Raw genomic sequence first — 25,080 nt, 5'->3', positions numbered from 1 at the left:
CTTTCATCGTGTGGAACAATCAGACTTTAAACACGGTAATTTTACGATCCAACTCTTCCGCATTGCTTTGCATGATTTCGGAGGTTTCCAGCAATTCACTGACCACCGTGACCGATGCTTCCACCAGCTCACGCACATTGGTCAGATTCTGGTTCATCTCTTCCGCGACGCTGGTTTGTTGGCTGGCCGCCGTCGCGATTTGGAAATTCATGTCGTTAATTTGCTGCACTTGTTGGACGATACCATCCAATTCGCGGCCGGCATTGGTGACCAGTTCCACACCATCAGCAGCTTCCACCACGCTTTTTTCCATCAGATCGACCGCGGAGTTGGCACTCGCTTGCAGATGAGAAATCATGTCTTGAATTTCCACCGTCGCGTGTTGCGTGCGCTGCGCAAGGTTACGCACTTCATCGGCCACCACCGCAAAACCGCGACCCGCTTCGCCCGCGCGCGCTGCTTCAATCGCGGCATTCAGAGCCAATAAGTTGGTTTGTTCAGAGATGCCTTGAATGGTGCCGACCACGCTGCCGATCGCCACCACGCGCTCTTCAACCTGATTCACCGCACCTGCCGATGCGGAAATGTCTTTCGACAGCTCACTCATCTTACCGATGGTCTGTTTCACAAAACGCTGGCCTGTGCTGGCTTGGTGCGACGCATTTTCTGTGAGCGAGGAGGCATTTTGTGCATGCTCGGCCACCGTTTGAACGGTAGACGACATTTCGCTCATCGCCGTCGCCAGTTGGTCAATCTCTTGGAATTCTTCTTGCGCCGATTCTTTGGTTTCCGACATGCTCATGGTCATGACTTCGGTCAACGCTGTCAGCTCTTGCGAGGCGTTAACTTGCGTTTTGATCAACTCTTGCAGTTGCAAACGGGTCTTTTCCAATTCGCGCGCCACGTCGCCGTACTCGTCTTTACATGCCATGCCGATCGGCTCAGACAGGTCGCGACTTGCCATTTGATTGATCGCATCACTGAGGTATTGCGTCTGACGCAGCATAATGCGCGCGGCAAACAGCAGCAGCACCACAAACACCACAATCATCAACCCAGTTTGCCACACCACTTGCATCAGATACGCATCGTAATGCTTTTGTGCCACCTCAACGCTTTGTGTCGCCGCCAAGAGCGAGTCATAGAATGTGCTGGCATCTGACAACTGTTTGCCAATGATCAACGCGGTACTGAAGACCATCAACAGGATCATTTTTGGAACCAGCCGAATGTCCGTGATCACACGCTCCCACGGTTTAAAAACCATCCTCGCCATTGTCAGTTCTCCATTAAGTCTTTTATATTGAAAACATTCATGATTGATTGCCACTTTCAGGCAAGCGGCAAACTTATTTATTTCGAGCTTCGTATGAAAAACGATGATATCAAAGATGAAACCCGGCCAATGAGCTTATTGTCGCTGATCCTGTCATTCATGGCGCTATTTGTGATCTCAGGCTTGTTGTTTGTCCCGGTTGAACATGAAACGCGACAGGTTCTTATCGGCCTTGATTTTGTCATCTGTAGCATTTTTATCCTGCAACTCAGCATAGATTTGATCCGCGCCACAGATCGCGTGCAATTTCTGAAACGCCATTGGATAGACATTTTGGCCAGCATTCCGGCCATCGAGCCGTTGCGTTTTGCCCGTATCTTTCACATTTTGCGCGTGATCTTGGTGATCCGATCCGGGCGCATGGTGCTGCGCCAATTGTTGGCCAACCGCCGAGAAACCACTTTGGCAACCATTCTGTTGCTGTTGGTGGTGTTGCTGACGCTGGGATCGAGCATGATGCTGTTCTTTGAAACCCAAGATCCCAACGCCAACATCACTGATGGAGGGGAAGCCTTGTGGTGGGCACTGGTGACGATCTCGACCGTGGGGTATGGCGATCATTATCCAGTGACCTTGGCCGGTAAAATTGTCGCGTCAGTGATGATCGTGTGCGGTGTGGGGATGTTCGGTATGATTTCTGGTTTGATCGCTTCGTTCCTCTCTTCACCGGATCACAGCCAAACGGCGCGCTCGGAAAATCAGGAACGCTTGATCAAGCAAATGGTGACCCAGCAACACGAGATCATTTTGCGATTGAAAGAGTTGGAAGAACGCGTCGATCGGGACCGTCAAACGCGGGTAAACAAAAGGGATGCCTAAGCATCCCTTTCAATCGAGTAGTGATTATTCACGCCAGTAAGGCGAGGTTTCCAGACTGATAATCCGCGTCTGTTCCATCGCGTGCAGGATGGAGTTCTCCTGACGGATCAACCAACGTTTGAGCTGCTCTTGCTCGTCGCCTTCCAAACGCTCCGCCATGGCTTCCACCGGTTTGAGCGTCAGTAAGTCATCAATGCCGTGCAGCAAGTCCGCTAATGGCAGACGAAACGCTTGGCGCTCTTCTGGGTCGAACAGGCTGGCAAAGCTGATGCCGGTATATAGGCTGCGCATCAAACGATACTGCTGGTCGATGTATTCCTGACAAGCCAACTGGCGATCCGGCGGGAAGACCTCTTGCAACTCGGCCCACGCGCGGCTCAGTTGTTTCACCGCAAAATGATGAATGTTGAGCGCCATTTTCTCGCGCGCTTTGTCATCCAAGAACGGCTGCCAGCCACGCGTTAGAATCCAGCGACTGAGATCCAGCAGTAATCCGGTATAGCGAGCCGAGTTGAGCAGTTTCAGCATCTCTTCACGCTGCGGCAAAGCATCTTGCAGTTGCTTCAGTTCGCTGATCAGGAATTTACGCGCATCCAGTTTACGCAGCGCGTACCCTTTGTCTTCAAGCAATTCATTCAGGTAATCGTATTGCTTAAGCCACGTCAGTTCGCCTTCAAGCCATTTCAGCTCTTGGCGTAGAATGGCACTGGCGCGACGCGGTACCACCCCGCCGTACACGGCCAACACCTGACGAATAAAACTGATGGCATGACTGATTTCATGCAAGGCAGGAATCGAATCGCGCTCGGTGTAAATTTGCTCATGGTGATGCCAATGCGACAGTGCATGCTCTAACGAGTTAATAAAGCACGATTCCACCGTATCTTGGCTCTGCGTATTCACCAGGGCCAACGGTGCCACTTCATCTCCTTGATAGTCCGCCGCCAAGCGATACCCGCGCGCCGCTTTACTCATGTTGCCTAAACGCATGCCGCCCTGTTCACACAATTGGCGTGCGAGCGTAAATAGCGCATCGGTCTGACCGGATTTCAGCTCCAGTTCCACTTCACAAATCGGTGCTTCTCGGTCACCTGCGACCACCACACCTTGGTCGAAAGCCACTTCGATTTGGCTACCATCCGGCATGCCAATCAACCATTGCTCACGGTTAAAGTTCGTCGAGAATAGCGCAACCAATTCCGATTGCAGGGTCGCCACATCACGCTCCGCCGGCCAAATGTCTGCAGGGTGCAGCGACAAATCCGGCTCATTACAATGATGTTCTGCGTTGTACTCCGGTCTTTGGTGCAAGCCTGCGACCACGCGCCCCGCCGTTTTCACGGTTTGAACAAACACGTCATCAAAACGGCGGATACGAAGTCCGATGTCATGTTGGCGTAACCAGTTGTCGGGAGAATCAAAGTAGGTATTTCCTAACTCACGACAACTATGCTGAAGTACTTTGGTTTCAGAAATTTTTTTCAGTAAAACTTCTGAAAATTCAGGAGAAACAAAAAACTTCAGTTCTATCTCGGTTTCCATAGCCATACCTTTCGAAGCAGATAGCGACAGGATATTGCCTAATAGACACCGGGGCAAGAAAGAAATATCGGCAGTTTGATGATCTAAAACAGTTTAAATGCGCCATTGAATGGGTTAACATGCGCGCCTTTATAGCCAACGCTCAACATTTCACCATAGAATGGTTTATGTTCTTTTTAGGTTATAGCAATTAGGTTGAATGACCATGCCAGTAAATACAATCATGGGGTTATTTGCAAAGTCCCCTATTAAGCCTTTGCAACGACACGTTGTGTGTGTCAATGAATGTTGCTCTCACCTCATCAACTTCTTTGAAGTTTGTGCCAAAGGTGATTGGGAAAAAGCAGCAGAAATTCGCGCACAAATTTCTCATCTTGAGAAAGAAGCTGATGTGTTAAAGCGTGAAATTCGTCTAAAACTTCCTCGCGGTTTGTTTTTGCCAGTTGATCGTACCGACATGCTCGAACTTCTGACTCAACAAGATAAACTTGCCAACCTTGCGAAAGACATCGCTGGCCGTGTTTACGGTCGTCAACTCGTTATTCCTGAGCCTCTTCAAGAAAACTTCCTTGCTTATATTAAACGTTGTCTCGATGCAGCAAACCAAGCACAGAAAGTCATCAATGAGCTCGATGAGTTATTGGAAACTGGATTTAAAGGCCGTGAAGTAACACTTGTGGCTGAGATGATCCATCAACTGGATGTGATTGAAGATGACACCGATGCCATGCAGATTCGCCTGCGCCAACAACTGATGGCGATTGAATCTACCATGAACCCAATCGATGTGATGTTCTTATACAAAATTTTTGAGTGGGTAGGTGGTATTGCCGACCAGGCACAGCGCGTTGGTGCTCGTCTGGAAGTCATGCTGTCTCGTTCTTAAATCATTAAAGTTAACCAAATAACTAAGAGCACTATTTTTCGAAAAGACCACGGATTAGGCGTTGAATATTTTCCTCGCTGATGGGCTTTTCTCGTGTCAAAAAAAGCACGATTCGAATACGCTCCGCTTGTTATAAACAACTAGGTATTACGATGGATATCCTTACGAACTACGGTACTATCCTGATTATTGTTGCTGCGATCTTCGGTTTTCTCATGGCAATTGGTATTGGCGCGAACGACGTGGCCAATGCAATGGGCACCTCCGTTGGTTCTAAAGCACTGACCGTGAAACAAGCGATCATCATCGCGATGATCTTTGAATTTGCGGGCGCCTATCTGGCGGGCGGCGAAGTTACCGAAACCATCCGTAACGGTGTTATCGAAACATCTCTTTTTGCGAGCCAACCCGACGTTCTAGTCTACGGCATGATGTCAGCACTGCTGGCAGCGGGTACTTGGCTTCTTCTCGCATCTTACATGGGCTGGCCCGTGTCAACCACGCACTCTATCATTGGTGCCATCATCGGTTTTGCTTGTGTTTCTGTGGGTACAGAAGCGGTGGACTGGGGTTCAGTTCAAGGCATCGTGGGCAGTTGGATTGTGACACCGGTAATCTCTGGTATCTTTGCTTACATCATCTTCGTCAGCGCACAACGCCTGATTTTTGATACCGAAGACCCGCTATTCAACGCGAAACGCTTCGTCCCTGTGTACATGTTCATCACCACCATGGTGATTGCACTGGTAACCATCAAGAAAGGTCTTAAACACGTGGGTCTGCACCTCTCTAGCTCTGAAGCTTGGGTGTGCGCTGCGATCATTTCTACCATCGTGATGGTGGGTGGCTACCTGTATATTCAGAAAAAATTCGCGAACCGCGATGAAGACCGCAGCTACAGTGGCGTCGAAAGCATCTTTAGTATTCTGATGGTGATCACCGCGTGTGCAATGGCATTTGCGCATGGTTCAAACGACGTCGCCAACGCGATTGGTCCCCTATCAGCGGTTGTATCGACTGTAAGCCATCTGGGTGAAGTGACTGCGAAAAGTTCTATCGCATGGTGGATTCTACCAATGGGTGGTCTGGGCATCGTGGTGGGTCTCGCCACACTGGGTCACAAAGTGATGGCAACCATCGGTACCGGTATCACCGAGCTGACACCAAGCCGTGGCTTTGCCGCTCAGTTGGCAACTGCTTCAACCGTTGTACTCGCTTCAGGAACTGGCCTGCCTATCTCAACCACACAAACACTGGTTGGTGCGGTTCTGGGTGTCGGTTTTGCACGTGGTATCGCGGCATTGAACTTGGGCGTCGTGCGTAATATCGTGGCGTCATGGATTGTGACTCTGCCTGCAGGTGCATTGCTGGCCGTGGTCTTCTTCTACGCAATTCAGGCTGTTTTCGCATAAACCGCCACGTCAGTCGTATGTAAGCGCTTTGTCATTATTGACTCAAACGCACAGAAAGGGAGGCTTTGCCTCCCTTCTTTGTTGCACCGCATGTGGAAAGTTCTTACTATTTGGCAATCAAACACAATGGCTTTTCATGCCAAACTCGTCATAACAAGGGATTTACCGTGAAAAAACTGATCTGCATGGTGCTATTTTCCATGTTGGCTGCACCAACGTTTGCACAAGACCGCTATATTGCGGACAAATTGTTTACTTACATGCACTCAGGCCCGAGTAACCAATATCGCATTATTGGCAGTATTGATGCGGGTGAGAAAGTGAAACTCATCAACACAAACAAAGAGACAGATTACACTCAGATCGTCGACGAACGTGGCCGCACCGGTTGGGTAGAGAGCCGTTTCGTAACACGCGATGTGAGCATGGCGGTGCGCCTGCCGCAACTGGAAAAAGAACTGACTGACGTGAAGAGCAAACTGGCGAATGCTCGTCAAAATGCTGACAGCGAAAAGGCCGGTCTGGTTGACTCTCTGGAAGTGCGTAACAAACAGATTGCTGAGCTGGAAAAGAACTACAGTGACATCAGCAAACAGCTGACCGCCTCACAAAGCGAAGTGCGTGAGCTGCGCGCCAAGCTAGACACGCAAAAAGAAGACCTGCTGCTGAAATACTTCATGTACGGTGGTGGTGTTGCAGGGGGCGGCCTGCTATTTGGCTTGGTTCTGCCACACATTATCCCTCGTCGTAAACGCAACCCGGCGGGTTGGGCATAAGCCTGATGTAAAAAACGGTCACTTCGCAGTGACCGTTTTTTTATCCGCGCCAATCGTAAAGCGCTGGAATTTCTATCTGCTGATTTCTAAACCGCACAATGGTGCTTTGCGGCTTGATTGCCACTAACTGCACGTCATCCCCCATCTTATCCCCTTCGTGATACTCGACGCCGTTGACTTTGACCCACCGCTTCACCGCATTGCTGGCGTACACGTGAGTTTGAAAGTTCATCGCTGGTAATCTCCCCGTCAACTCATCGCTGTGTTGCACCAAGGGCAGCGCTTGCGCTGTCGATGACGCTGGTGCGCTGTGGTCTGCTTCATGATTGGCTTTAAGAATCGATTCCACTCTGGCGGCCATTTCAGGCGACAGCTGACTGAGATCCAATTCACTCAGCGCCATCTGGCTCTGCTGCTCGACTTGTGCGTTCGAACTCGGTGCCGCTTTGGCGGTCACGACTGTCGCCGTGGATTGAATCGGCTGACGCTTTTGGGCTGCGGTAGTGGTAGTCGCTTCGGCGCGATCAGGTTGCGCCTTGTTCGATTCAGTCTGATTTAGCGCAACGTTGGCCCCATTCGCCACGTCATCAAACTTGGATTCCTCATCAAATCTGGGCACCTCAACATGGGTGCGAATGAGCGGGCCAAAGTCGGGATACGCCAATTGCTGATACGGCGCCGCCACATCAATCACCGCTGGCGGAGTAGCGGCCTGCTGCGCAATCGCAAGTTGCTGGCGTTCAATTCCTTGGTAACCGAGCACGGCAACTGTGGCCAAGCCCGGCAGTGTAAGCCACAAGGCGTGATACCAACGAAACCCTCGCTGTGGTGCGCTCGCTTGCTCCATCGGCGCCATGCCCATGGCATATCCGGTGTATTGTTGATGGCTGAGCTCAGAGCGCTGCAGCGCTTTCATCACCTGAGACATTACTGCACCTCCATCAGGCGTGGGCCGTGTTGCTGCGTGAGCAAATCCAACTGACGTAGCGTCTGGCGTCCGGCAATCCCATCGACTTGCATATGCTGCCAACGCTGAAAAATTTCTACTTTGCGTTTCACCTCTTGGTCATACTCGGTGACATGGCGCTCAGGTTCGCCCAGTAAACGAGACAACTTAGCGTCTAGCAGCGTGATGGCCTCACCGCGCATGCCCGTGCGCAATGTCTGATAGAACGACGGTTGCCAGACCACGCGATACTCGCCCTGCCATAACGGCTCGATCCACTCGCGGCCAATGCGCACGCGCTGCCCTTGGATCAACAGTTCAACGTCTTCTCCCTGCATGCGGTACAGCACGGCGTACGTGCGCAGCCCCTGCCAGTTGAGCGTCAATACCACGGGCAGATTCAATGCCGCTAAGCGTTGCCAATCCCCCATGTTCTGCTCGCACTCTAATGACGATGACGCCGAACGCTGACAAAAACTTTCGATCACGGACGCCTCATATCCCCAAACAGCGTACAAGGCTCTCATCGCCTGCTCACGGTCGGTGGCACCTTTCAACGCATCTTCGACCGTTTTGGGGAAAACCGTCTGCTCAGACGCTTGTACGGGCGCTGGCAATGGCCACTGGTGTTGAATCATCTGGTTAAGGTATGGCGGCATCCCATAAGCGATTGCTGCCGCCAAACCAATCCCAAGGAGCGCAGACATCACGCCGACAAGCGGAAAACGTCGCGCCCTTGCCTGCCCCTGAGGCTGATACACCGTCGACTGGAAACTCATGATTTGCGTACACGCTTGCTGTACCCGCTCCAAACTGAGGGTGCGTTCTCCTGCCTGATACGCGCTTTTCAATGCGGCATCGCACACCAGATTGATCAAACGCGGAATCCCATGAGTTTGCTGTGCAATCCATTTGGCGCTGCGCGCAGAGAACAAATGGCCGTCCCCACCAGCCTGTTGTAGGCGAAAACGAATGTAGTGTGCGGTTTCACTGACATCGAGCGGCAGCAAATGGTAACGCCCGGTGATGCGCTGCGCCAACTGACGCAACTGGGGCAATTGCAATTTGTATTGCAGTTCAGGCTGGCCAATCAAAAGTACTTTCAACAGCTTGCGGCTTTCAGTTTCTAAATTGGTGAGCAAGCGCAGTTGCTCCAGCACATCGGGCGCTAGGTGCTGCGCTTCATCAATCACCAGCAACACTTGAATGCCGTTGGCGTATTCATTGAGCAGAAACTGATACAGCACTTGGCTGAGTTGTTTGAGCGTCGCCTGCGCTGGGTATTTGATCGCAAACTCATCGCAAATCGCTTCGAGCAGCTCGCGCTCAGAAAAAGTGGGATTGAGAATAAACCCTGCGCGAGTCTGGGCGGGCAAGCCCGCTAAGATGGCTTTGGCGACCGTGGTTTTGCCTGTGCCCACTTCACCGGTCAACATGGCAAAGCCACCACCATCGCCCAGTCCGGCTTGAAGGTGAGCCATCGCTTCTTTATGTCGTTGACTTAAATATAAATACCGAGAATTGGGCACAATCGAGAACGGATGTTCTATCAGGCCGAAAAATTCTGGATACATGCGCTCGTCTCTTTGAATGTCATTAGGCGCAAAGTATCATTGTGACTATGATTATCCAACGCCATAAACGTAATTATTGAGGTTCCGTGGTGCAAATTTATCTCGTGGGCGGCGCAGTTCGCGACCAATTGCTTCAGCTTCCAGTATATGACAAAGATTGGGTCGTGGTGGGCAGTAGCCCAGACGCCATGCTACAGGCTGGCTTTCAGGCCGTCGGCAAAGACTTTCCGGTGTTTCTGCATCCGAAAACCCGTGAAGAGCACGCCCTAGCGCGCACGGAACGTAAAACGGGGGCGGGTTATACCGGTTTCGCCTGCCATTTTGCGCCCGATGTGACGTTAGAAGCAGATCTACAGCGCCGCGATCTTACCATCAACGCCATGGCGCAAGATCAAGACGGCACGCTGATCGACCCCTACGGGGGCCAACGTGATCTGCATGATCGCGTGCTGCGTCATGTCTCGGAAGCGTTTGTCGAAGATCCATTGCGAGTGCTGCGGGTGGCCCGTTTTGCCGCCAAACTCGCGCATCTGGGGTTTTCCGTCGCCGATGAAACCCTGGCCTTAATGCAGCGCATCAGCGCTTCAGGTGAACTGGCACACCTGACACCCGAGCGCGTCTGGCAGGAGTGGCACAAATCGCTGTCGACGCAAAGCCCGCATATTTTTCTGCAAGTCCTGCGTGAGTGCGGTGCATTGCAGATCGTACTGCCAGAACTCGACCGTTTGTTTGGTGTGCCTCAGCCTGAAAAATGGCATCCGGAAATCGATACCGGCGTGCACACGCTGATGGTGGCCGAACAAGCAGCGCTGCTGTCGGAATCGCTCACGGTGCGCTTTGCCGCGCAGGTGCACGACCTCGGCAAAGGCGTGACGCCAGCCAGCGAATGGCCGAGTCACAAGTTGCACTGCCATACCGGATTGAAGCTGATTGAAGCCTTGTGCGCGCGCGTCAAAGTGCCCAATGAGTTTCGTGACTTAGCCTTGGCGGTGTGCGCGCAACATTCCAATGTTCATCGCGCCGCCGAACTCAAACCGGCAACCAAACTCAAAGTGCTCAATCAACTGGATGTCTGGCGTAAACCGCAGCGACTCGATGAAGTACTGCTGTGCTGCGAAGCGGACCATCGGGGACGTTTGGGGCTAGAACAGAACCCCTATCCACAACGGGATATCTTTCTGCGCGCGTATCGCGCCGCGCTCAACGTGGATGTGCAGCAGGTGATCGCCGCAGGCTTTGGTGGCAAGCTGATTCGTGACGAGCTGGATAAGCGCCGAGTCCATGCCATTCAGAATGGGGGCTAAACGCAGAGGTTTGGCGCCGAGCCCAAGCTCGAAACGCCACCGCGCTAAACCCAGTGGCTTAAACGCAAAAAGCCCCGCAATGCGGGGCTTTTTTAAGCGTCAACGCTAAGCTTTGAATTAAGCTTGGCCTTTCACTTCTTTCAGACCGTTGAAAGGTGCACGTTCGCCCAGTGCTTCTTCGATACGGATCAGTTGGTTGTACTTAGCAACGCGGTCAGAACGGCTCATAGAACCAGTTTTGATTTGGCCTGCTGCAGTACCTACCGCTAGGTCAGCGATAGTTGCATCTTCAGTTTCGCCTGAACGGTGAGAGATTACTGCAGTGTAACCTGCATCTTTAGCCATCTTGATTGCAGCTAGAGTCTCAGTCAGAGAACCGATTTGGTTGAATTTGATCAGGATAGAGTTCGCGATGCCTTTCTCGATACCTTCAGCAAGGATCTTAGTGTTAGTTACGAACAGGTCGTCACCAACAAGTTGGATCTTGTTGCCCAGCAGTTGAGTTTGGTGTGCGAAACCATTCCAGTCAGACTCGTCCAGGCCGTCTTCGATAGAAACGATTGGGAACTTCTCAACTAGCTCTGCTAGGTAGTGGTTGAACTCTTCAGAAGTGAAGGTTTTGCCTTCGCCTTTCATGTTGTAGATGCCAGCGTCTTTGTCGAAGAACTCAGATGCTGCACAGTCCATCGCTAGAGTCACGTCTTTACCCAGAACGTAGCCAGCTGCTGCAACTGCTTCTGCGATAACTTCTAGTGCTTCTGCGTTAGATTTCAGGTTAGGAGCGAAACCACCTTCGTCACCAACTGCAGTGTTGTAACCTTTTGCTTTCAGAACTTTAGCTAGGTTGTGGAATACTTCAGAACCGATACGTACCGCTTCTTTCAGAGTTTTCGCGCCAACTGGTTGAATCATGAATTCTTGGATATCAACGTTGTTGTCTGCGTGCTCACCACCGTTGATGATGTTCATCATTGGTAGAGGCATAGAGAATTGACCTGCAGTGCCGTTCAGTTCAGCGATGTGCTCGTACAGAGGCATGCCTTTAGAAGCTGCTGCTGCTTTCGCGTTTGCTAGAGATACAGCTAGGATTGCGTTTGCACCGAAGTTAGATTTGTTTTCAGTGCCATCTAGGTCGATCATGATTTGGTCAACAGTTGCTTGGTCTTTCGCATCTTTGCCCACTAGCGCTTCAGCGATAGGACCGTTTACTGCAGCGATCGCTTTCAGTACGCCTTTACCTAGGAAACGAGATTTGTCGCCATCACGCAGCTCAAGAGCTTCACGAGAACCAGTTGATGCACCTGATGGTGCAGCAGCCATACCTACGAAACCGCCTTCTAGGTGAACTTCAGCTTCAACAGTTGGGTTACCACGTGAGTCGATGATTTCACGACCTAGAACTTTAACGATCTTAGACATTAATGTTTCCTCTCATTGAATTTAAATGTCAAAACTAAACGGGTAGCCGCACAACGCAAGCCGCTACCCATATCCTTTTTTACTTCAATTCGCCGCGCTGGAACTGACCTGCAGCTTTCACAAAGCCTGCAAACAATGGGTGGCCATCGCGAGGCGTTGATGTGAATTCTGGGTGGAATTGAGCCGCGACAAACCAAGGGTGAGCCGGGTTCTCAATCACTTCTACCAGTTTCTTATCAGCAGACAAACCAGACACTTTCAGACCTGCTTTTTCAATTTGTGGACGCAGGTTGTTGTTCACTTCGTAACGGTGACGGTGACGCTCGTGAATCGTAGCGCTGCCGTACAGTTCGTAAGCTTTTGAACCTTTTGCAAGGTGACACAGCTGTGAACCCAAACGCATGGTACCACCCAGATCTGACGCTTCAGTACGTTCTTCAACGTTACCTTGCTCGTCGACCCATTCGGTGATCAAGCCTACCACAGGGTATTTGGTGTCTTTGTTAAATTCTGTTGAATGTGCACCTTCCATACCCGCGACGTTGCGCGCGTATTCGATCAGTGCGACCTGCATACCTAAACAGATACCCAGGTAAGGAATGTTGTTTTCACGTGCGTATTGCGCCGCACGAATCTTCCCTTCGATACCACGATCGCCAAAGCCACCTGGTACCAAAATCGCATCAAGACCATCAAGGATATCAGCACCTTTGGTCTCAACATCTTGAGAATCGATGTATTTAATGGTCACGCTTAGGCGGTTTTTCAGGCCTGCGTGTTTCAACGCTTCGTTCACCGATTTATACGCATCCGGCAGTTCGATGTACTTACCGACCATACCAATCGTGACTTCACCGGTTGGGTTTGCTTCTTCGTAGATCACCTGTTCCCATTCAGACAGGTCCGCTTCTGGCGCGCTGATACCAAAACGAGTACACACCAGATCATCTAGACCTTGAGAGCGGATCAGTTGAGGAATCTTGTAGATCGAATCCACGTCTTTCATGGAGATCACAGCTTTTTCAGCCACGTTACAGAACAGTGCGATTTTCTTACGTTCGTTGGCAGGGATCATGCGATCGCTACGGCAAACCAAGATATCAGGCTGAATACCGATAGACAGTAGTTCTTTCACTGAGTGTTGTGTTGGCTTCGTTTTCACCTCGCCTGCTGCAGCGAGGTAAGGAACCAGCGTCAGGTGCATGAACATCGCGTTTTCGCGGCCCACTTCGATCGCAAGCTGACGAATTGCTTCCATGAATGGCAGTGACTCGATGTCACCGACTGTACCGCCAACTTCAACGATGGCGATATCGTGGCCTTCAGAGCCAGCAATGACACGATCTTTGATCGCGTTTGTAATATGAGGGATAACCTGAATGGTTGCACCCAGGTAGTCGCCACGGCGTTCTTTACGTAGAACGTCAGCGTAAACACGACCTGCAGTGAAGTTGTTGCGCTTGGTCATTTTGGTACGAATGAAACGCTCGTAGTGACCAAGGTCTAGGTCAGTTTCCGCGCCATCTTCCGTAACGAACACTTCACCGTGTTGAGTTGGGCTCATTGTGCCTGGGTCAACGTTGATGTAAGGGTCAAGCTTCATCATAGTCACTTTAAGACCACGAGCTTCTAAAATCGCTGCAAGAGATGCTGCTGCAATACCTTTACCTAGAGAGGATACAACCCCGCCAGTAACAAAAATATAATTTGTCGTCATGTTTAACCTGAAATTGGTTGAATGAGGGAAATGGATTTCTTCTGGACGGGACGAAACTATACCAGAACCCATTTATCGCCACAACGTGAAATCTATCACACTCAGTTTTTTATTTTTTGCTTCAAATCAAAGTGAAGTTCAGGGATTTCCATTCGTTTTTATTTCACTTCCTGCGGAAGGACAACGCAACACCCTGCAAACGCCGCTACTGCGCCTTTTCTTGGCGTTTGACGGTCTCCCACATCGCATCGAGCTCCGACAAAGAAAAATGTTGCAGATGTTTACCTTGCGCATGAACCTGGGCTTCCACCCCTTGAAAACGACGCACAAACTTGTGATTGGCCTTCATCAGCGCCACTTCCGGATCCTTGCCCAAATGGCGCACTAAATTGACGGTCGCAAACAGCAGATCACCCAGCTCTTCTTCCACTTTCTGTTCATCCACATCGACCTGTAGCACTTCGGCCATCACTTCATCGATCTCTTCGTGAACTTTATCCACCACCGGCCCAAGCGTTTTCCAGTCAAAGCCGTATTTCGCGCACTTTTTCTGGATTTTATTGGCCTTGGATAACGCCGGTAATGAGTGTGGTATAGAGTCTAGAATACTTTGTTCGCTTTTGCCTGCCTTGGCTTTTTCTTTGGCTTTTTCCGCTTCCCAGTTGGCATTGAGCGCCGCTTCGTCGGCAAAGCTTGCGTCGCCAAACACGTGCGGATGACGGCGAGTGAGCTTCTCATTGACCGAATCCACCACATCGCGAAACTCAAACAGTCCCTGCTCTTTGGCCAGTTGGCTGTAGAAAATCACCTGAAACAGCAAATCCCCCAACTCTTCCTGCAAATTCGGCCAATCTTGATTGTGAATGGCATCCACCACCTCAAACGTCTCTTCGATGGTGTGCGGCACAATGGTGTCGAAGGTTTGCTGTTGATCCCACGGACAGCCGGTTTGCGGATCGCGCAGGCTGGCCATGATGTGTTCAAGGTGTTCGATTGGATGAGGCATACGACAGATGTCCTTTTTCTAAAACCCGGTCTAAATATGAAAAAGGCGAGCAGATTCCCCCACTCGCCTTCAATTGATTGTGATTGCCAGCTTCGCTGATGGGCGCTTTAGACCACCAGCACTTTAGCCAAGGCGTTTCACCAGCATCACATCTTTGATCTGTTCGATGCGTTTCGAGACACGCTCAAACACTTCGACACTGTTCACTTCCAGCTCAAAGTCCATGATGATGATTTGACGCTTGTAATCGCTGCGGCTCTTCATGGTGGTGACTTTCACTTTCTCGTTGCTGAGCAAGGTGGTGATGTCTTTTAGCAGCCCCACCCGCTCCATCGCTTCGATGCGCAGCGTGATGTGGTAAGTACCCACAAACCCTCGGCCCCACACAGTATCGATGATGCGTTCCGGCGCATGATGGCTCAGCTCTTCCAGCTGTTCACAGTCGCTGCGGTGCACGGAAATGCCACGCCCTTGTGTGATGTAGCCTTTGATTTCATCGCCCGGAATCGGCTGACAGCAGCGCGCTAAGTGGGTCATGAGGTTATCAACCCCTTCCACCACCACCGCGTCTTTGTGCGTGCGATGCGGCGCGCCAGCGGCTCTGTTTTCACCAACCTGAAGTTTTTCAAGCACCAGCTTGTCTTCTTCTTCGGCCGTTGGTTTGTTCACCAACGCATTGATGTGGTTGACGATTTGGTTGATACGCAGATCGCCGCTACCCACACCGACATACAGCTCGTCAGCGGTGTTCACGTTAAATCGTTTCAGTGCGTAGGCTTCAGCGTCTTTGAGCGTGGCACCGATTTTCACCAGCTCCGCTTCCAGAATCTCACGACCCGCTTCGAGGTTTTTCTCGCGGCTCTGTTTGCGGAACCACGCGTTGATCTTGGCACGCGCACGGCCGGAATGCACAAAGCCCAGCGACGGGTTTAGCCAGTCGCGCGATGGGTTGGGTTCTTTGGCGGTGATAATTTCCACCTGATCGCCCATGCGCAGTTTGTGGGTGAATGGCACGATACGACCGCCCACTTTGGCCCCGATGCAACGATGGCCCACTTCAGAGTGAATGTGGTAAGCGAAATCCAGTGGCGTCGCGCCCATCGGCAGATCGACCACATCACCGCGCGGCGTAAAGGCATACACGCGATCATCAAACACCTGACTGCGCAGTTCATCCAGCATTTCGCCAGAATCGGACATCTCTTCTTGCCAATCGAGCAGTTTACGCAACCACGTAATTTTCTCGTCGTAGCCACTACGGCCACTGCTGGCGCCTTCTTTGTATTTCCAGTGCGCCGCCACCCCCAGCTCCGACTCTTCGTGCATCTGCTTGGTGCGGATCTGAATCTCGATGGTCTTGCCTTCCGGCCCCAGAATCACGGTATGGATCGACTGATAGCCGTTGGGTTTCGGATTGGCCACGTAGTCGTCAAACTCACTTGGCAAGTGACGATATTTGGTGTGCACCACGCCCAGCGCCGCGTAACAGTCTTGCAGTTTGTCGGCGATGATGCGAACCGCGCGCACGTCGAACAGTTCGTCAAACGCGAGGTTTTTCTTCTGCATCTTGCGCCAGATGCTGTAGATATGTTTCGGGCGGCCGCTCACTTCCGCGTTGATGCTGGAGACGCTCATCTCGTTACGCAGATCGTTGACGAAATCACGAATGTACTGCTCGCGCACAATGCGGCGCTCAGAGAGTTGCTTGGCGATTTGTTTGTAGGTATCCGGCTGCTGATAACGGAAAGCGTAATCTTCGATTTCCCATTTGAGCTGACCAATGCCCAAGCGGTTTGCCAGCGGCGCGTAGATGTTGGCACACTCTTTCGCGGCCGCGCGGCGGACGTCATCTGGCTGATCTTTCACTTCACGCAGGTTACAGATGCGTTCAGCGAGCTTGATGACCACGCAGCGGAAATCATCCACCATCGCGAGCAGCATGCGGCGCACGTTATCGACCTGCGCCGAGGCTTCGCTGCCTTGGACCGTGACATTCAACTGGCCGATGGCGGCCATCTCTTCCACGCCGTTGATCAGCTTAATGATCTCTTTGCCGTAATGTTCTTCCAGCTCTTCACGATCCAGTAAACCGCTGGTCGCAATTGGAAACAGCACCGCCGCCACTAATGTGGGGCGATCCATCGAGAGCGTGATCAGAATTTCGATCATCTCGCGACCGCGCCACAACAAAAGTGGCCCCTGAGGGTTGCCTTCCAGCAGATGCTCGCACTGGCGATACACCTCGGTCAGCTTCGCGGAGGTTTTTGGCTCCTGGTGCAGACTAGAAATCCATTTTTCTAGCTCAAACTGTTCGTCTGGGTTTAAGTGTGCGCTACGTACCGCAACCATGGGATTATCCTAATTCTTATATTTTGTGGTATTCGACTCCCTTCCGCTCCCGGAAGTTCGACGCTTACCGATTTTTTACAAACAAAGCCATCGATTCCAGATGACTGGTATGAGGGAACATATCAAGCATTCCCAATTTCACCAACTGGAATCCCTGGCTCAGCAAGCTTTGGCTGTCACGAGCAAGCGTAGCAGGATTACACGAGACGTAAACCACGCGTTTGGCGCCCAAAGCCGCCAACTGGTCAACAATCCCTGCCGCACCGGCTCGGGCCGGGTCGAGTAATACTTTATCAAATTTTTCCGCTGCCCACGTCTCGCCAGTCATATCTTGTTCCAAATTCGCCTGATAAAACGAGACGTTATGCAGATCATTGCGCGTGGCATTGGCCTTGGCTCGCTCGACCATGTCGTCAATCCCTTCAACACCCACGACCTGTTTGGCAAGCTTAGCCAGTGGCAAACTAAAGTTACCCAAACCACAGAACAGATCTAACACGCGCTCTTCGGGAGTAACCGCCAACCACGCCAGCGCTTGGGCAACCATGGCTTGATTGACCTGCTGATTGACCTGAATAAAGTTGCTGGGCAAAAACGGAATCGTCACCCCCGCTTCACCATAGACGGCCCCGTCACCGCAAACGTGCTCCAGTGACTCGCTGCTGGGCATGCAATACAGCGTGAGGTCGTGCTGAGCGGCAAACGCCGCCAATGCGCTTTGGTCTTTGGCGACCAGCGGCGCCAGATGACGCAGCACCAACACGCGCGTGTTGTCGGCTTTGACCAATTCAACGTGGCCCAATTGCTCCGGATGCGCAAAGCCGCTCAGCAATGCGTGCAGCGCTGGCAACAGGGCATTCAAGCTTGGTTCGAGCACCGCACAGTCGGTGACGGTGACGATACTCTTGCTCTGCTTGCGACGAAAACCAAACTGCAACTGCTGCGTTTTTTTATCCCAAAGCAGGCTCAGGCGCGCGCGGCGGCGATAACCGGTATCGCAAGCACTCACCGGCGGCGACAACGCCAGTTGCTGACCGGCAAATTTAGCCATCAGTTGGCTGAGCGCCTGTTGCTTGTGTTCAATTTGCGCAGCGTGCGCCAGATGCTGTAAGTCGCAGCCGCCGCACTCGGCGTAATGCGGGCAAAACGGCGTGACCCGTTGCGCGCTGGGTTTCAGCACCTTAATCAGCTTGGCGCGAGCAAACTTACTTTTGCTTTCGGTCAGTTGCATCAGCACGTCTTCACCGGGCAACGCGCCCTCAATGAACACCGGTTTACCGTCGTGATACGCAATGCCTGCGCCTTGATGATCGAGTTTCGTCACCGCGACGGATTGGTGTTTCTGATTGAGGGTGGTTTTCTTTTTCGGTTGGAAAAAACGTGCCATGCTCTGTGCCTAAGTGTGATTTATATGATGGTTTTCGCCCCAGCATCACTATTCTGCTTGGGGAAGATTGTCGAAGTTACTGTACTTGAATTAAGCTAACCGCTTATTCGAAACGTCGGCGAATCATTTTGCCGGCTATTTTCCCATATCCACACCACGATGTTTAGACAATAATGACCCGATATGGCTTACGTGCGCGCGTAATTACTCTCACTCTGGCTCCGACCTTGATTATCGGGCTGCTGCTCAGCGCTCTGTTTTCGTTCAACCGCTATCACGATCTGGAAACGCAGGTCCTCAATGCCGGGGCAAGCATCATTGAACCGCTGGCGATTGCCAGTGAAGATTCGCTGAAAAATCAAAGCCGTGAATCCGTGCGTCGCATCATCAGCTACGCGCACCGCAAAAATTCGAAATTTGTTCGCAGTATCGCCGTGTTCGATGCGCGTCATGAGCTGTTCGTGACCTCGAACTTCCACCCGAATTTCGAAGCACTGATGTACCCGAAAGACAAACCGATTCCGGTGCTCAGCAGCTCGCAACTTGACGACAACACCCTCATTCTGCGCACCCCCATTTTGGCTGAAGGCCGCTTGGTTGAAGACAGCCTCAACGCGCAATCGACCCCAGTGCTGGGCTATATCGCGATTGAGCTCGACCTCTCATCGCTGCGTTTGCAGCAATATCAGGAAATTTTCTCCGCTTGCTTGGTGCTGATCATGGGCCTGCTGCTCTCGGGCGTGTTTGCTTTCCGTTTGATGCACGATGTGACGCGCCCCATCACACACATGAAGAACATGGTCGACCGCATTCGTCGAGGCCACTTGGATGTGCGAATTGAAGGCAAAATGCATGGCGAGCTGGATTCGCTGAAAAAAGGCATCAACGCGATGGCGGTGTCGCTGTCGGAATACCACGTGGAGATGCAACACAGCATCGACCAAGCCACCTCCGATTTGCGTGAAACCCTAGAGCAGCTCGAGATTCAAAACGTCGAATTGGACATCGCCAAAAAACGTGCGCAAGAAGCCGCGCGGGTGAAATCGGAATTCTTGGCCAACATGTCGCACGAGCTGCGCACTCCGCTCAACGGCGTGATTGGCTTTACCCGTCAGATGCTGAAAACCCAATTGACCAACAGTCAGGCCGATTACCTGCAAACGATTGAAAAATCGGCCAACAATCTGCTGACCATCATCAACGACATTCTCGACTTTTCGAAACTAGAAGCGGGCAAACTGGCGCTAGAAAACATTCCATTTGAGTTCCAAGAAACGCTGGAAGAGGTGGTTAACCTGCAAGCCACCAGCGCGCACGAGAAAGGCTTGGAAATCACCCTGAAAGTGGATCCGAAGATCCCGGCCGGTTTGGTGGGTGACCCGCTGCGCATTCAACAAGTTCTGACCAACTTGGTCGGCAACTCGATCAAATTTACCGAACGTGGCAACATCGACATCAGCGTCGAAATGCGCTCGCAGCGTGATGATGTGGTGGAGTTGCAATTTATGGTGCGCGACACCGGCATCGGGATTTCCGAGCGTCAGCAAGCGCAGCTATTCCAAGCCTTCAGTCAGGCCGACGCCAGTATTTCTCGCCGCTACGGCGGCACCGGGCTGGGCTTGGTGATTACTCAGAAACTGGTCAGTCAGATGGGTGGCGAAATCAGCCTGACCAGCCGACTGCACCAAGGGTCTACTTTCTGGTTTACCCTGCGCCTGCACATCACCGAAATGCCGATGAGCGACTGGCTGGATCCAAAAGCGCTGAGCCAAAAACAGTTGCTATTGGTGGAACCGAACATGCAAGCGGCATCGATTGTGCAGCAATTGTTGGTACAAGCGGGCCTGACGGTGACGTACCGCTCAGCGATGCCGGAAGAGTCGGATCACTTCGATTATGTACTGCTCAACCTCGCGCCAAGCAAAGAGACCGATGTCGAGTTGGTAGAACAGTGGGTGCAGCGCTCGATTGGCATTTCATCACACGTGATTATCGGGACGCCAAGTACCGAGCTGGCGCTGGCCGACCTGCTGATGAAGCAGTATCCGGTGCAATGCATTACCAAGCCGCTGTCGCGTAAGAAACTGCTGCAAACCCTGATCGCCCATCAACCTGTGGTGATCGACGCGCCCACGCAAGCCGTGCCGGTGAAACAAGACAAGATGCCACTCACCGTGATGGCGGTCGATGACAACCCGGCCAATCTGAAACTCATCACTGCGCTGCTGCAAGAGCGCGTCGAGGCGGTGGTCTCCTGCACCAACGGCCAAGATGCGATTGAGCAAGCACGCCAGCGTCATTTTGATATCATTTTGATGGACATTCAGATGCCGCACATGGATGGCGTGACGGCGTGTAAGGCAATTAAACAACTGGAACTCAATCAGAATACGCCCGTGATTGCCGTCACCGCCCATGCGATGTCTGGCGAACGTGATCGCCTGCTGAAAGCGGGTATGGACGATTACCTCACCAAACCGATCGAAGAGCACATTCTGCAACAGGTTCTGGTGCACTGGAGTCCTGATTCGCTGCGACACGATGTCGACAAACTGGAACTGCCCGAGCCGATTGCCTTTGATGCCACCACCATCCACCGTGAAGAGCCGGAACACCGCAACATCATCGTTGACTGGCAGGCGGCACTCAAACAGGCGGCCAATAAGGAAGACTTAGCACGCGAGATGCTGAGTATGCTGGTCGAGTCGATTCCGGAAGTGAATCAGGTGGTGGCCATGGCGCTCGAAGACGATGAATATTCGATTGCCGATCTGCTGCATCACGTGCACAAACTGCACGGCAGTTGTTCGTACAGTGGGGTCCCTCGCTTGAAGAAAGTATGTGCCACGTTGGAGCAAACACTGCGCTCAGGCGCCAGCATCAGCGATGTCGAGCCGGAATTGTTTGAACTGCAGGATGAGATGGACAAGGTCATCGCCACCGCGCAACCTTACTTAACCGAGCAGCCCGAGTAGAGGGCTGCTACCGCAAACAAAAAAAGAGGTGCTCAGCACCTCTTTTTTATTGTTGAGAGAGCGTTCTGCTTCACGCTTCGAGGATCACCGTCGCCACCGCATAATGGCGCTCGTCCGAAATGGTCAGATGCACCGACACCACGTGACTGCGCTGCGCCAGCTCCGCGGCTTTGCCACTCAAGCGAAGCAGTGGCTTGCCCTGCTCATCATTGCTGATGGCAAAATCTTGGAAACTCACGCCCTGCGCGATGCCCGTCCCCAAAGCTTTGGAAGCGGCTTCTTTGGCAGCAAAACGCTTAGCCAGATAACGCCCTTGTTGCTTGAGGCCATCAAACTGCGTGAGTTCTTGCGCCGTAAGAATGCGCTCAGCAAACGCGCGGCCGCTGCGAGCGAGCGCTTTTTCAATGCGCTCAATTTCTGCGATGTCTGTGCCGAGTCCAACAATCATGCGAATTAACGACGTGCGTCGTCCATCACGGCTTTCATGTCAGCAACCGCTTTCGACAATCCATCAAACACCGCGCGACCAATGATCGCATGGCCGATGTTGAGTTCGTAGATTTCCGGAATTGCCGCAATCGCCGCCACGTTGTGGTACGTCAGGCCGTGACCTGCGTTAACCATGATGCCTTGATCAGCCGCGTAGCTTGCTGCCGCTGCAATTTTCTTCAGTTCGTTTTGTTGATCCACTTCGCACGTTGCATCGGCATAATGGCCCGTGTGCAATTCGATGAATGGCGCGCCACACGCTTTCGCCGCGTCGATTTGTTCGCGGTCGGCGTCAATGAACAGTGACACTTTGATGCCCGCTGCAGTCAGTGTTTGCGTCGCGGCTTTAACTTTCTCTAACTGGCCCATCACGTCAAGGCCACCTTCAGTGGTCAACTCTTCACGCTTTTCCGGCACCAGACACACAAACTCTGGTTGCGTTTGCAGCGCAATTTCAACCATTTCATCGGTCACGGCCATTTCTAGGTTCATTCGAGTCTGAATCGTTTCACGCAGAATGCGTACGTCACGGTCCAGGATATGGCGACGGTCTTCTCGCAGGTGAACGGTGATACCATCCGCTCCCGCGCGCTCCGCAATTTCAGCCGCGTGCACAGGATCCGGATATTTGGTGCCGCGTGCGTTACGCAAAGTGGCGACGTGGTCGATATTCACACCTAAAAGAATTGAGCTCATTTTCCTACACTCCGTGCTCTGGGTTGCATTGCTTGCCGGAACAATTCCCGGCTTTTTAAAGGTTTACCGCCAAGATACGGCTTTAAGGCAATGCGTGTAAAGCGTTTTGCCGCCTGCAGTTGTTCTTTGGTGGTAAAGCGGCGTTCGCTGATCGCAATCAGTTCATTGCCAAGAAATGTCAGGTTATCGCGCCGCACCGACGCAATAAAGCCTTTTTGCTCGCGGTAACGATAGGTCATCGCTGGGTCTACCGGCTCCCCCGTTCCCGCGCAATGAAGAAAATCAACGCCATACCCAAGCGACGACAGCAGCGCCAACTCAAAACGGCGCAGCGGTGGTTCAGGGTTATCGCTTTGTGCCAGCTCAGTCAGGGCAAACAGGTAATCATGAAACAGACCCGGCGACGGCACTTCCGGCGCCAAGACGCGGCCAACCAATTCGTTGACGTACATGGCTGAATAGAGGTGAATGCCGGTCAGCGGCAGCCCGAGGCTGATCGCTTCGGCTTGGCGCAGGGTTTTCATCGAACTGTTGCCCGACCATTTGAGCAACAGTGGCGTAAACGGCTGCAAGGCCCCTTTGAGGTTGGAGCGCTTGCTACGCGCGCCTTTGGCGAGCAACGTCAGTCGTCCGTACTCTTCGCTGAACACATCCAGAATCAGGCTGGTTTCGCTATACGGACGCCGATGGAGCACAAAGCAGCGTTGTAGACCGTCTGACATAGTGGGCAATCCGTTCTCGCAGTGGGCAAAGCGTCAATAAAACACTGGCCCCATAACGGAGCCAGTGCAGGAGAGATTATAGGTCGTCGATGTAACCCAGTGAGCGCAGCGCACGTTCGTCGTCCGCCCAGCCCGATTTCACCTTGACCCAAGTTTCCAGATACACCTTGCGGCCAAACAGCTCTTCCATATCCAGACGCGCTTGGCTGCCGATGGTTTTGATCTTTTCACCTTTGTTACCAATCACCATTTTTTTCTGGCCGATGCGTTCCACCAGAATCAGGGCGTTGATATGGAAACCGTCGGTGTCCGGATTGTAGTCAAAGCGTTCAATTTCCACGGTCACTGAGTAGGGCAACTCTTCACCGGTGAAACGCATCAGTTTTTCACGAATGATTTCTGATGCCATAAAGCGCTGTGAGCGGTCGGTGACGTACTCTTCCGGGAAATGGTGTACCGCTTTTGGCAGATGATCGCGCACGTGCTTGCGCAGCACCTCGACGTTCTTGCCAAGCTTGGCGGAAATTGGCACTACATCGACGAAGTCCATCTTGTTCGACAGCTCCATCATGTGCAGCATGACGTCGTTGCGGTCTTTGACGTTATCGACTTTGTTGACACACAGTACGACCGGGAAGTTGGCATTCTTCAGCTTATTCAGCACCATCTCATCATCGGCGGTCCAGTGCGTGCCTTCCACGACAAAAAACACCAGATTCACGTCGCTGAGCGAGCTGCTCGCCGCACGGTTCATCAGGCGGTTGATGGCGCGTTTTTCTTCAATGTGTAGCCCCGGTGTATCGACGTAAATCGCCTGATAATCACCATCGGTGTCCACACCCATAATACGGTGACGCGTGGTTTGTGGTTTGCGCGACGTGATCGAAATCTTCTGGCCGAGAATGTTATTCAGCAGCGTTGATTTCCCCACGTTCGGACGACCCACGATCGCCACGAAACCACAGTGTTGATTGTCGGGTGAAGATGAACTTTCACCACTGGATGCAAAATATGCATCGATATCGAATTCTTGATCAGACATTTGTCAATTGCTCTAGTGCCGTTTCCGCAGCCGCTTGTTCTGCCTTGCGGCGGCTCGTACCTTTACCGATCACAGGCGCTCCGATGCCTGCAATGTCACACGCGACAGTGAATTCCTGATTGTGTGCTTCACCTTTAATATTAGTCACAGTGTAGACAGGCAGCGGTTTTCTTCTGCCTTGAAGGAATTCCTGCAAGCGCGTTTTCGGGTCTTTCTGCGAAACGCCCGGCTTAATCGCTTCCAGACGAGACTGATACCAGCTCAGCACTGTCGCGCGCGCCACTTCGATATCGCTATCGAGATAGATCGCACCGATAATCGCTTCTACTGCATCGGCCAAAATTGAATCACGACGGAAACCGCCACTTTTCAACTCGCCTGGACCTAATTTTAAGTAATCTCCTAGGTCGAATTCACGGCCCAGTTCTGCAAGCGTATTTCCACGCACGAGAGTGGCACGCATGCGACTCATGTCGCCTTCGTTCACTTTCGGGAAACGATGGTAAAGATCATCTGCAATGACAAAACTTAAAATTGAATCGCCCAGAAACTCAAGACGTTCATTGTGTTTACCATTGGCGCTGCGGTGTGTCAGCGCCAAAGAGATAAGCTCAGCATTGTTAAACTGATAGCCAAGCTTAGTTTCTAGTCTACTAATTGGAGAATTCATACTCTCTCGATGT

General features: G+C 52.1%; 20 protein-coding genes. 6 read left to right on the top strand and 14 right to left on the bottom strand.

The genetic code is table 11. The features are described from left to right. Positions 1-19 precede the first annotated feature (19 nt). Positions 20-1,276 (bottom strand): methyl-accepting chemotaxis protein, encoded by a 1,257-nt coding sequence (locus tag ACF8PK_RS21945; RefSeq protein ID WP_014204449.1) that lies wholly within the window; start codon positions 1,274-1,276, stop codon positions 20-22. 93 nt (positions 1,277-1,369) lie between these two features. Between ACF8PK_RS21945 and ACF8PK_RS21940 the strand changes: the two genes are divergently transcribed. Continuing rightward, entirely contained in the window at positions 1,370-2,155 is a 786-nt protein-coding gene (locus ACF8PK_RS21940) for a potassium channel family protein (RefSeq protein ID WP_041942666.1), read from the top strand. A gap of 24 nt (positions 2,156-2,179) precedes the next feature. Here ACF8PK_RS21940 and ACF8PK_RS21935 read toward each other — a convergent pair whose 3' ends face one another. Beyond that, positions 2,180-3,697 (bottom strand): CYTH domain-containing protein, encoded by a 1,518-nt coding sequence (locus ACF8PK_RS21935; RefSeq protein ID WP_392443573.1) that lies wholly within the window; start codon positions 3,695-3,697, stop codon positions 2,180-2,182. Between the two features lie 205 nt (positions 3,698-3,902). On the opposite strand from ACF8PK_RS21935, the gene ACF8PK_RS21930 reads away from it, so the two are divergent. The 3 genes from ACF8PK_RS21930 to ACF8PK_RS21920 all read left to right on the top strand — a co-directional run bounded on the left by ACF8PK_RS21930 (position 3,903) and on the right by ACF8PK_RS21920 (position 6,771). Continuing rightward, on the top strand, positions 3,903-4,583 hold the full coding sequence (locus ACF8PK_RS21930) for a TIGR00153 family protein (RefSeq protein ID WP_038152709.1): 681 nt from the start codon (positions 3,903-3,905) through the stop codon (positions 4,581-4,583). A 152-nt stretch (positions 4,584-4,735) separates the two neighbouring features. Beyond that, positions 4,736-5,995, top strand: coding sequence for an inorganic phosphate transporter (locus ACF8PK_RS21925; RefSeq protein WP_004729118.1), 1,260 nt, complete (start codon positions 4,736-4,738; stop codon positions 5,993-5,995). A 167-nt stretch (positions 5,996-6,162) separates the two neighbouring features. Then, on the top strand, positions 6,163-6,771 hold the full coding sequence (locus ACF8PK_RS21920; RefSeq protein ID WP_038152710.1) for a TIGR04211 family SH3 domain-containing protein: 609 nt from the start codon (positions 6,163-6,165) through the stop codon (positions 6,769-6,771). A gap of 40 nt (positions 6,772-6,811) precedes the next feature. Here ACF8PK_RS21920 and ACF8PK_RS21915 read toward each other — a convergent pair whose 3' ends face one another. Continuing rightward, positions 6,812-7,699, bottom strand: coding sequence for a general secretion pathway protein GspB (locus tag ACF8PK_RS21915; RefSeq protein ID WP_392443569.1), 888 nt, complete (start codon positions 7,697-7,699; stop codon positions 6,812-6,814). Continuing rightward, positions 7,699-9,291, bottom strand: coding sequence for an AAA family ATPase (locus tag ACF8PK_RS21910; RefSeq protein WP_392443568.1), 1,593 nt, complete (start codon positions 9,289-9,291; stop codon positions 7,699-7,701). The genes ACF8PK_RS21915 and ACF8PK_RS21910 overlap by 1 nt, the downstream gene beginning before the upstream one ends. Positions 9,292-9,380: 89 nt before the next feature. Between ACF8PK_RS21910 and ACF8PK_RS21905 the strand changes: the two genes are divergently transcribed. Then, positions 9,381-10,595 carry a multifunctional CCA addition/repair protein gene (locus ACF8PK_RS21905; protein WP_392443565.1) on the top strand — a complete coding sequence of 405 codons (1,215 nt, stop codon included), beginning with the start codon at positions 9,381-9,383 and terminating at the stop codon, positions 10,593-10,595. Between the two features lie 117 nt (positions 10,596-10,712). On the opposite strand, the gene eno is transcribed toward ACF8PK_RS21905, so the two are convergent. The 5 genes from eno to rlmD form a co-directional block, all read right to left on the bottom strand. Continuing rightward, positions 10,713-12,014: a phosphopyruvate hydratase gene (eno, locus tag ACF8PK_RS21900; protein WP_143680329.1), complete on the bottom strand. Its 1,302-nt coding sequence runs from the start codon at positions 12,012-12,014 to the stop codon at positions 10,713-10,715. A gap of 79 nt (positions 12,015-12,093) precedes the next feature. After that, positions 12,094-13,731: a CTP synthase gene (locus tag ACF8PK_RS21895; RefSeq protein ID WP_004729128.1), complete on the bottom strand. Its 1,638-nt coding sequence runs from the start codon at positions 13,729-13,731 to the stop codon at positions 12,094-12,096. Positions 13,732-13,936: 205 nt separating this feature from the next. Beyond that, on the bottom strand, positions 13,937-14,737 hold the full coding sequence (gene mazG / locus ACF8PK_RS21890; protein WP_154180397.1) for a nucleoside triphosphate pyrophosphohydrolase: 801 nt from the start codon (positions 14,735-14,737) through the stop codon (positions 13,937-13,939). A gap of 123 nt (positions 14,738-14,860) precedes the next feature. Continuing rightward, on the bottom strand, positions 14,861-17,086 hold the full coding sequence (gene relA / locus ACF8PK_RS21885; protein WP_014204441.1) for a GTP diphosphokinase: 2,226 nt from the start codon (positions 17,084-17,086) through the stop codon (positions 14,861-14,863). 64 nt (positions 17,087-17,150) lie between these two features. Next, a complete protein-coding gene (gene rlmD / locus ACF8PK_RS21880) occupies positions 17,151-18,473 on the bottom strand; it encodes a 23S rRNA (uracil(1939)-C(5))-methyltransferase RlmD (RefSeq protein WP_392443562.1) in 1,323 nt (440 codons plus the stop codon). 173 nt (positions 18,474-18,646) lie between these two features. Here rlmD and barA point away from each other — a divergent pair, with 173 nt between their 5' ends. After that, a complete protein-coding gene (gene barA / locus ACF8PK_RS21875) occupies positions 18,647-21,448 on the top strand; it encodes a two-component sensor histidine kinase BarA (RefSeq protein ID WP_392443559.1) in 2,802 nt (933 codons plus the stop codon). Between the two features lie 70 nt (positions 21,449-21,518). Here barA and acpS read toward each other — a convergent pair whose 3' ends face one another. From acpS to rnc, 5 genes are all read right to left on the bottom strand, one after another. Beyond that, entirely contained in the window at positions 21,519-21,896 is a 378-nt protein-coding gene (gene acpS / locus ACF8PK_RS21870; protein WP_004729139.1) for a holo-ACP synthase, read from the bottom strand. Positions 21,897-21,901: 5 nt separating this feature from the next. Continuing rightward, a complete protein-coding gene (gene pdxJ / locus ACF8PK_RS21865) occupies positions 21,902-22,633 on the bottom strand; it encodes a pyridoxine 5'-phosphate synthase (RefSeq protein WP_004729141.1) in 732 nt (243 codons plus the stop codon). After that, the gene (gene recO / locus ACF8PK_RS21860) at positions 22,630-23,355 is read right to left on the bottom strand and encodes a DNA repair protein RecO (protein ID WP_004729143.1); all 726 of its coding nucleotides are present in this window, start codon (positions 23,353-23,355) and stop codon (positions 22,630-22,632) included. Before recO ends, pdxJ begins: the two co-directional genes overlap by 4 nt. A gap of 76 nt (positions 23,356-23,431) precedes the next feature. Continuing rightward, the gene (era, locus tag ACF8PK_RS21855; protein ID WP_004729145.1) at positions 23,432-24,397 is read right to left on the bottom strand and encodes a GTPase Era; all 966 of its coding nucleotides are present in this window, start codon (positions 24,395-24,397) and stop codon (positions 23,432-23,434) included. Beyond that, positions 24,390-25,067, bottom strand: coding sequence for a ribonuclease III (rnc, locus tag ACF8PK_RS21850; protein ID WP_004729147.1), 678 nt, complete (start codon positions 25,065-25,067; stop codon positions 24,390-24,392). The genes era and rnc overlap by 8 nt, the downstream gene beginning before the upstream one ends. Positions 25,068-25,080 lie beyond the last annotated feature (13 nt).

Origin of the sequence: Vibrio sp. CJQ_6 (genome assembly GCF_043106745.1) — a bacterium.
Taxonomy (GTDB): domain Bacteria; phylum Pseudomonadota; class Gammaproteobacteria; order Enterobacterales; family Vibrionaceae; genus Vibrio; species Vibrio furnissii.
Note: the sequence above shows the minus strand (reverse complement) of the source record. Positions and strands in the feature narration are given on the sequence as shown.

Excerpts from the sequence above, each read along its gene's own strand:
- ACF8PK_RS21945 (WP_014204449.1), bottom strand. The coding sequence starts at position 1,276 with ATGGCGAGGATGGTTTTTAAACCGTGGGAGCGTGTGATCACGGACATT.
- ACF8PK_RS21940 (WP_041942666.1), top strand. The coding sequence starts at position 1,370 with ATGAAAAACGATGATATCAAAGATGAAACCCGGCCAATGAGCTTATTG.
- ACF8PK_RS21935 (WP_392443573.1), bottom strand. The coding sequence starts at position 3,697 with ATGGAAACCGAGATAGAACTGAAGTTTTTTGTTTCTCCTGAATTTTCA.
- ACF8PK_RS21930 (WP_038152709.1), top strand. The coding sequence starts at position 3,903 with ATGCCAGTAAATACAATCATGGGGTTATTTGCAAAGTCCCCTATTAAG.
- ACF8PK_RS21925 (WP_004729118.1), top strand. The coding sequence starts at position 4,736 with ATGGATATCCTTACGAACTACGGTACTATCCTGATTATTGTTGCTGCG.
- ACF8PK_RS21915 (WP_392443569.1), bottom strand. The coding sequence starts at position 7,699 with ATGTCTCAGGTGATGAAAGCGCTGCAGCGCTCTGAGCTCAGCCATCAA.
- ACF8PK_RS21910 (WP_392443568.1), bottom strand. The coding sequence starts at position 9,291 with ATGTATCCAGAATTTTTCGGCCTGATAGAACATCCGTTCTCGATTGTG.
- eno (WP_143680329.1), bottom strand. The coding sequence starts at position 12,014 with ATGTCTAAGATCGTTAAAGTTCTAGGTCGTGAAATCATCGACTCACGT.
- ACF8PK_RS21895 (WP_004729128.1), bottom strand. The coding sequence starts at position 13,731 with ATGACGACAAATTATATTTTTGTTACTGGCGGGGTTGTATCCTCTCTA.
- mazG (WP_154180397.1), bottom strand. The coding sequence starts at position 14,737 with ATGCCTCATCCAATCGAACACCTTGAACACATCATGGCCAGCCTGCGC.
- relA (WP_014204441.1), bottom strand. The coding sequence starts at position 17,086 with ATGGTTGCGGTACGTAGCGCACACTTAAACCCAGACGAACAGTTTGAG.
- rlmD (WP_392443562.1), bottom strand. The coding sequence starts at position 18,473 with ATGGCACGTTTTTTCCAACCGAAAAAGAAAACCACCCTCAATCAGAAA.
- barA (WP_392443559.1), top strand. The coding sequence starts at position 18,647 with ATGACCCGATATGGCTTACGTGCGCGCGTAATTACTCTCACTCTGGCT.
- acpS (WP_004729139.1), bottom strand. The coding sequence starts at position 21,896 with ATGATTGTTGGACTCGGCACAGACATCGCAGAAATTGAGCGCATTGAA.
- pdxJ (WP_004729141.1), bottom strand. The coding sequence starts at position 22,633 with ATGAGCTCAATTCTTTTAGGTGTGAATATCGACCACGTCGCCACTTTG.
- recO (WP_004729143.1), bottom strand. The coding sequence starts at position 23,355 with ATGTCAGACGGTCTACAACGCTGCTTTGTGCTCCATCGGCGTCCGTAT.
- era (WP_004729145.1), bottom strand. The coding sequence starts at position 24,397 with ATGTCTGATCAAGAATTCGATATCGATGCATATTTTGCATCCAGTGGT.
- rnc (WP_004729147.1), bottom strand. The coding sequence starts at position 25,067 with ATGAATTCTCCAATTAGTAGACTAGAAACTAAGCTTGGCTATCAGTTT.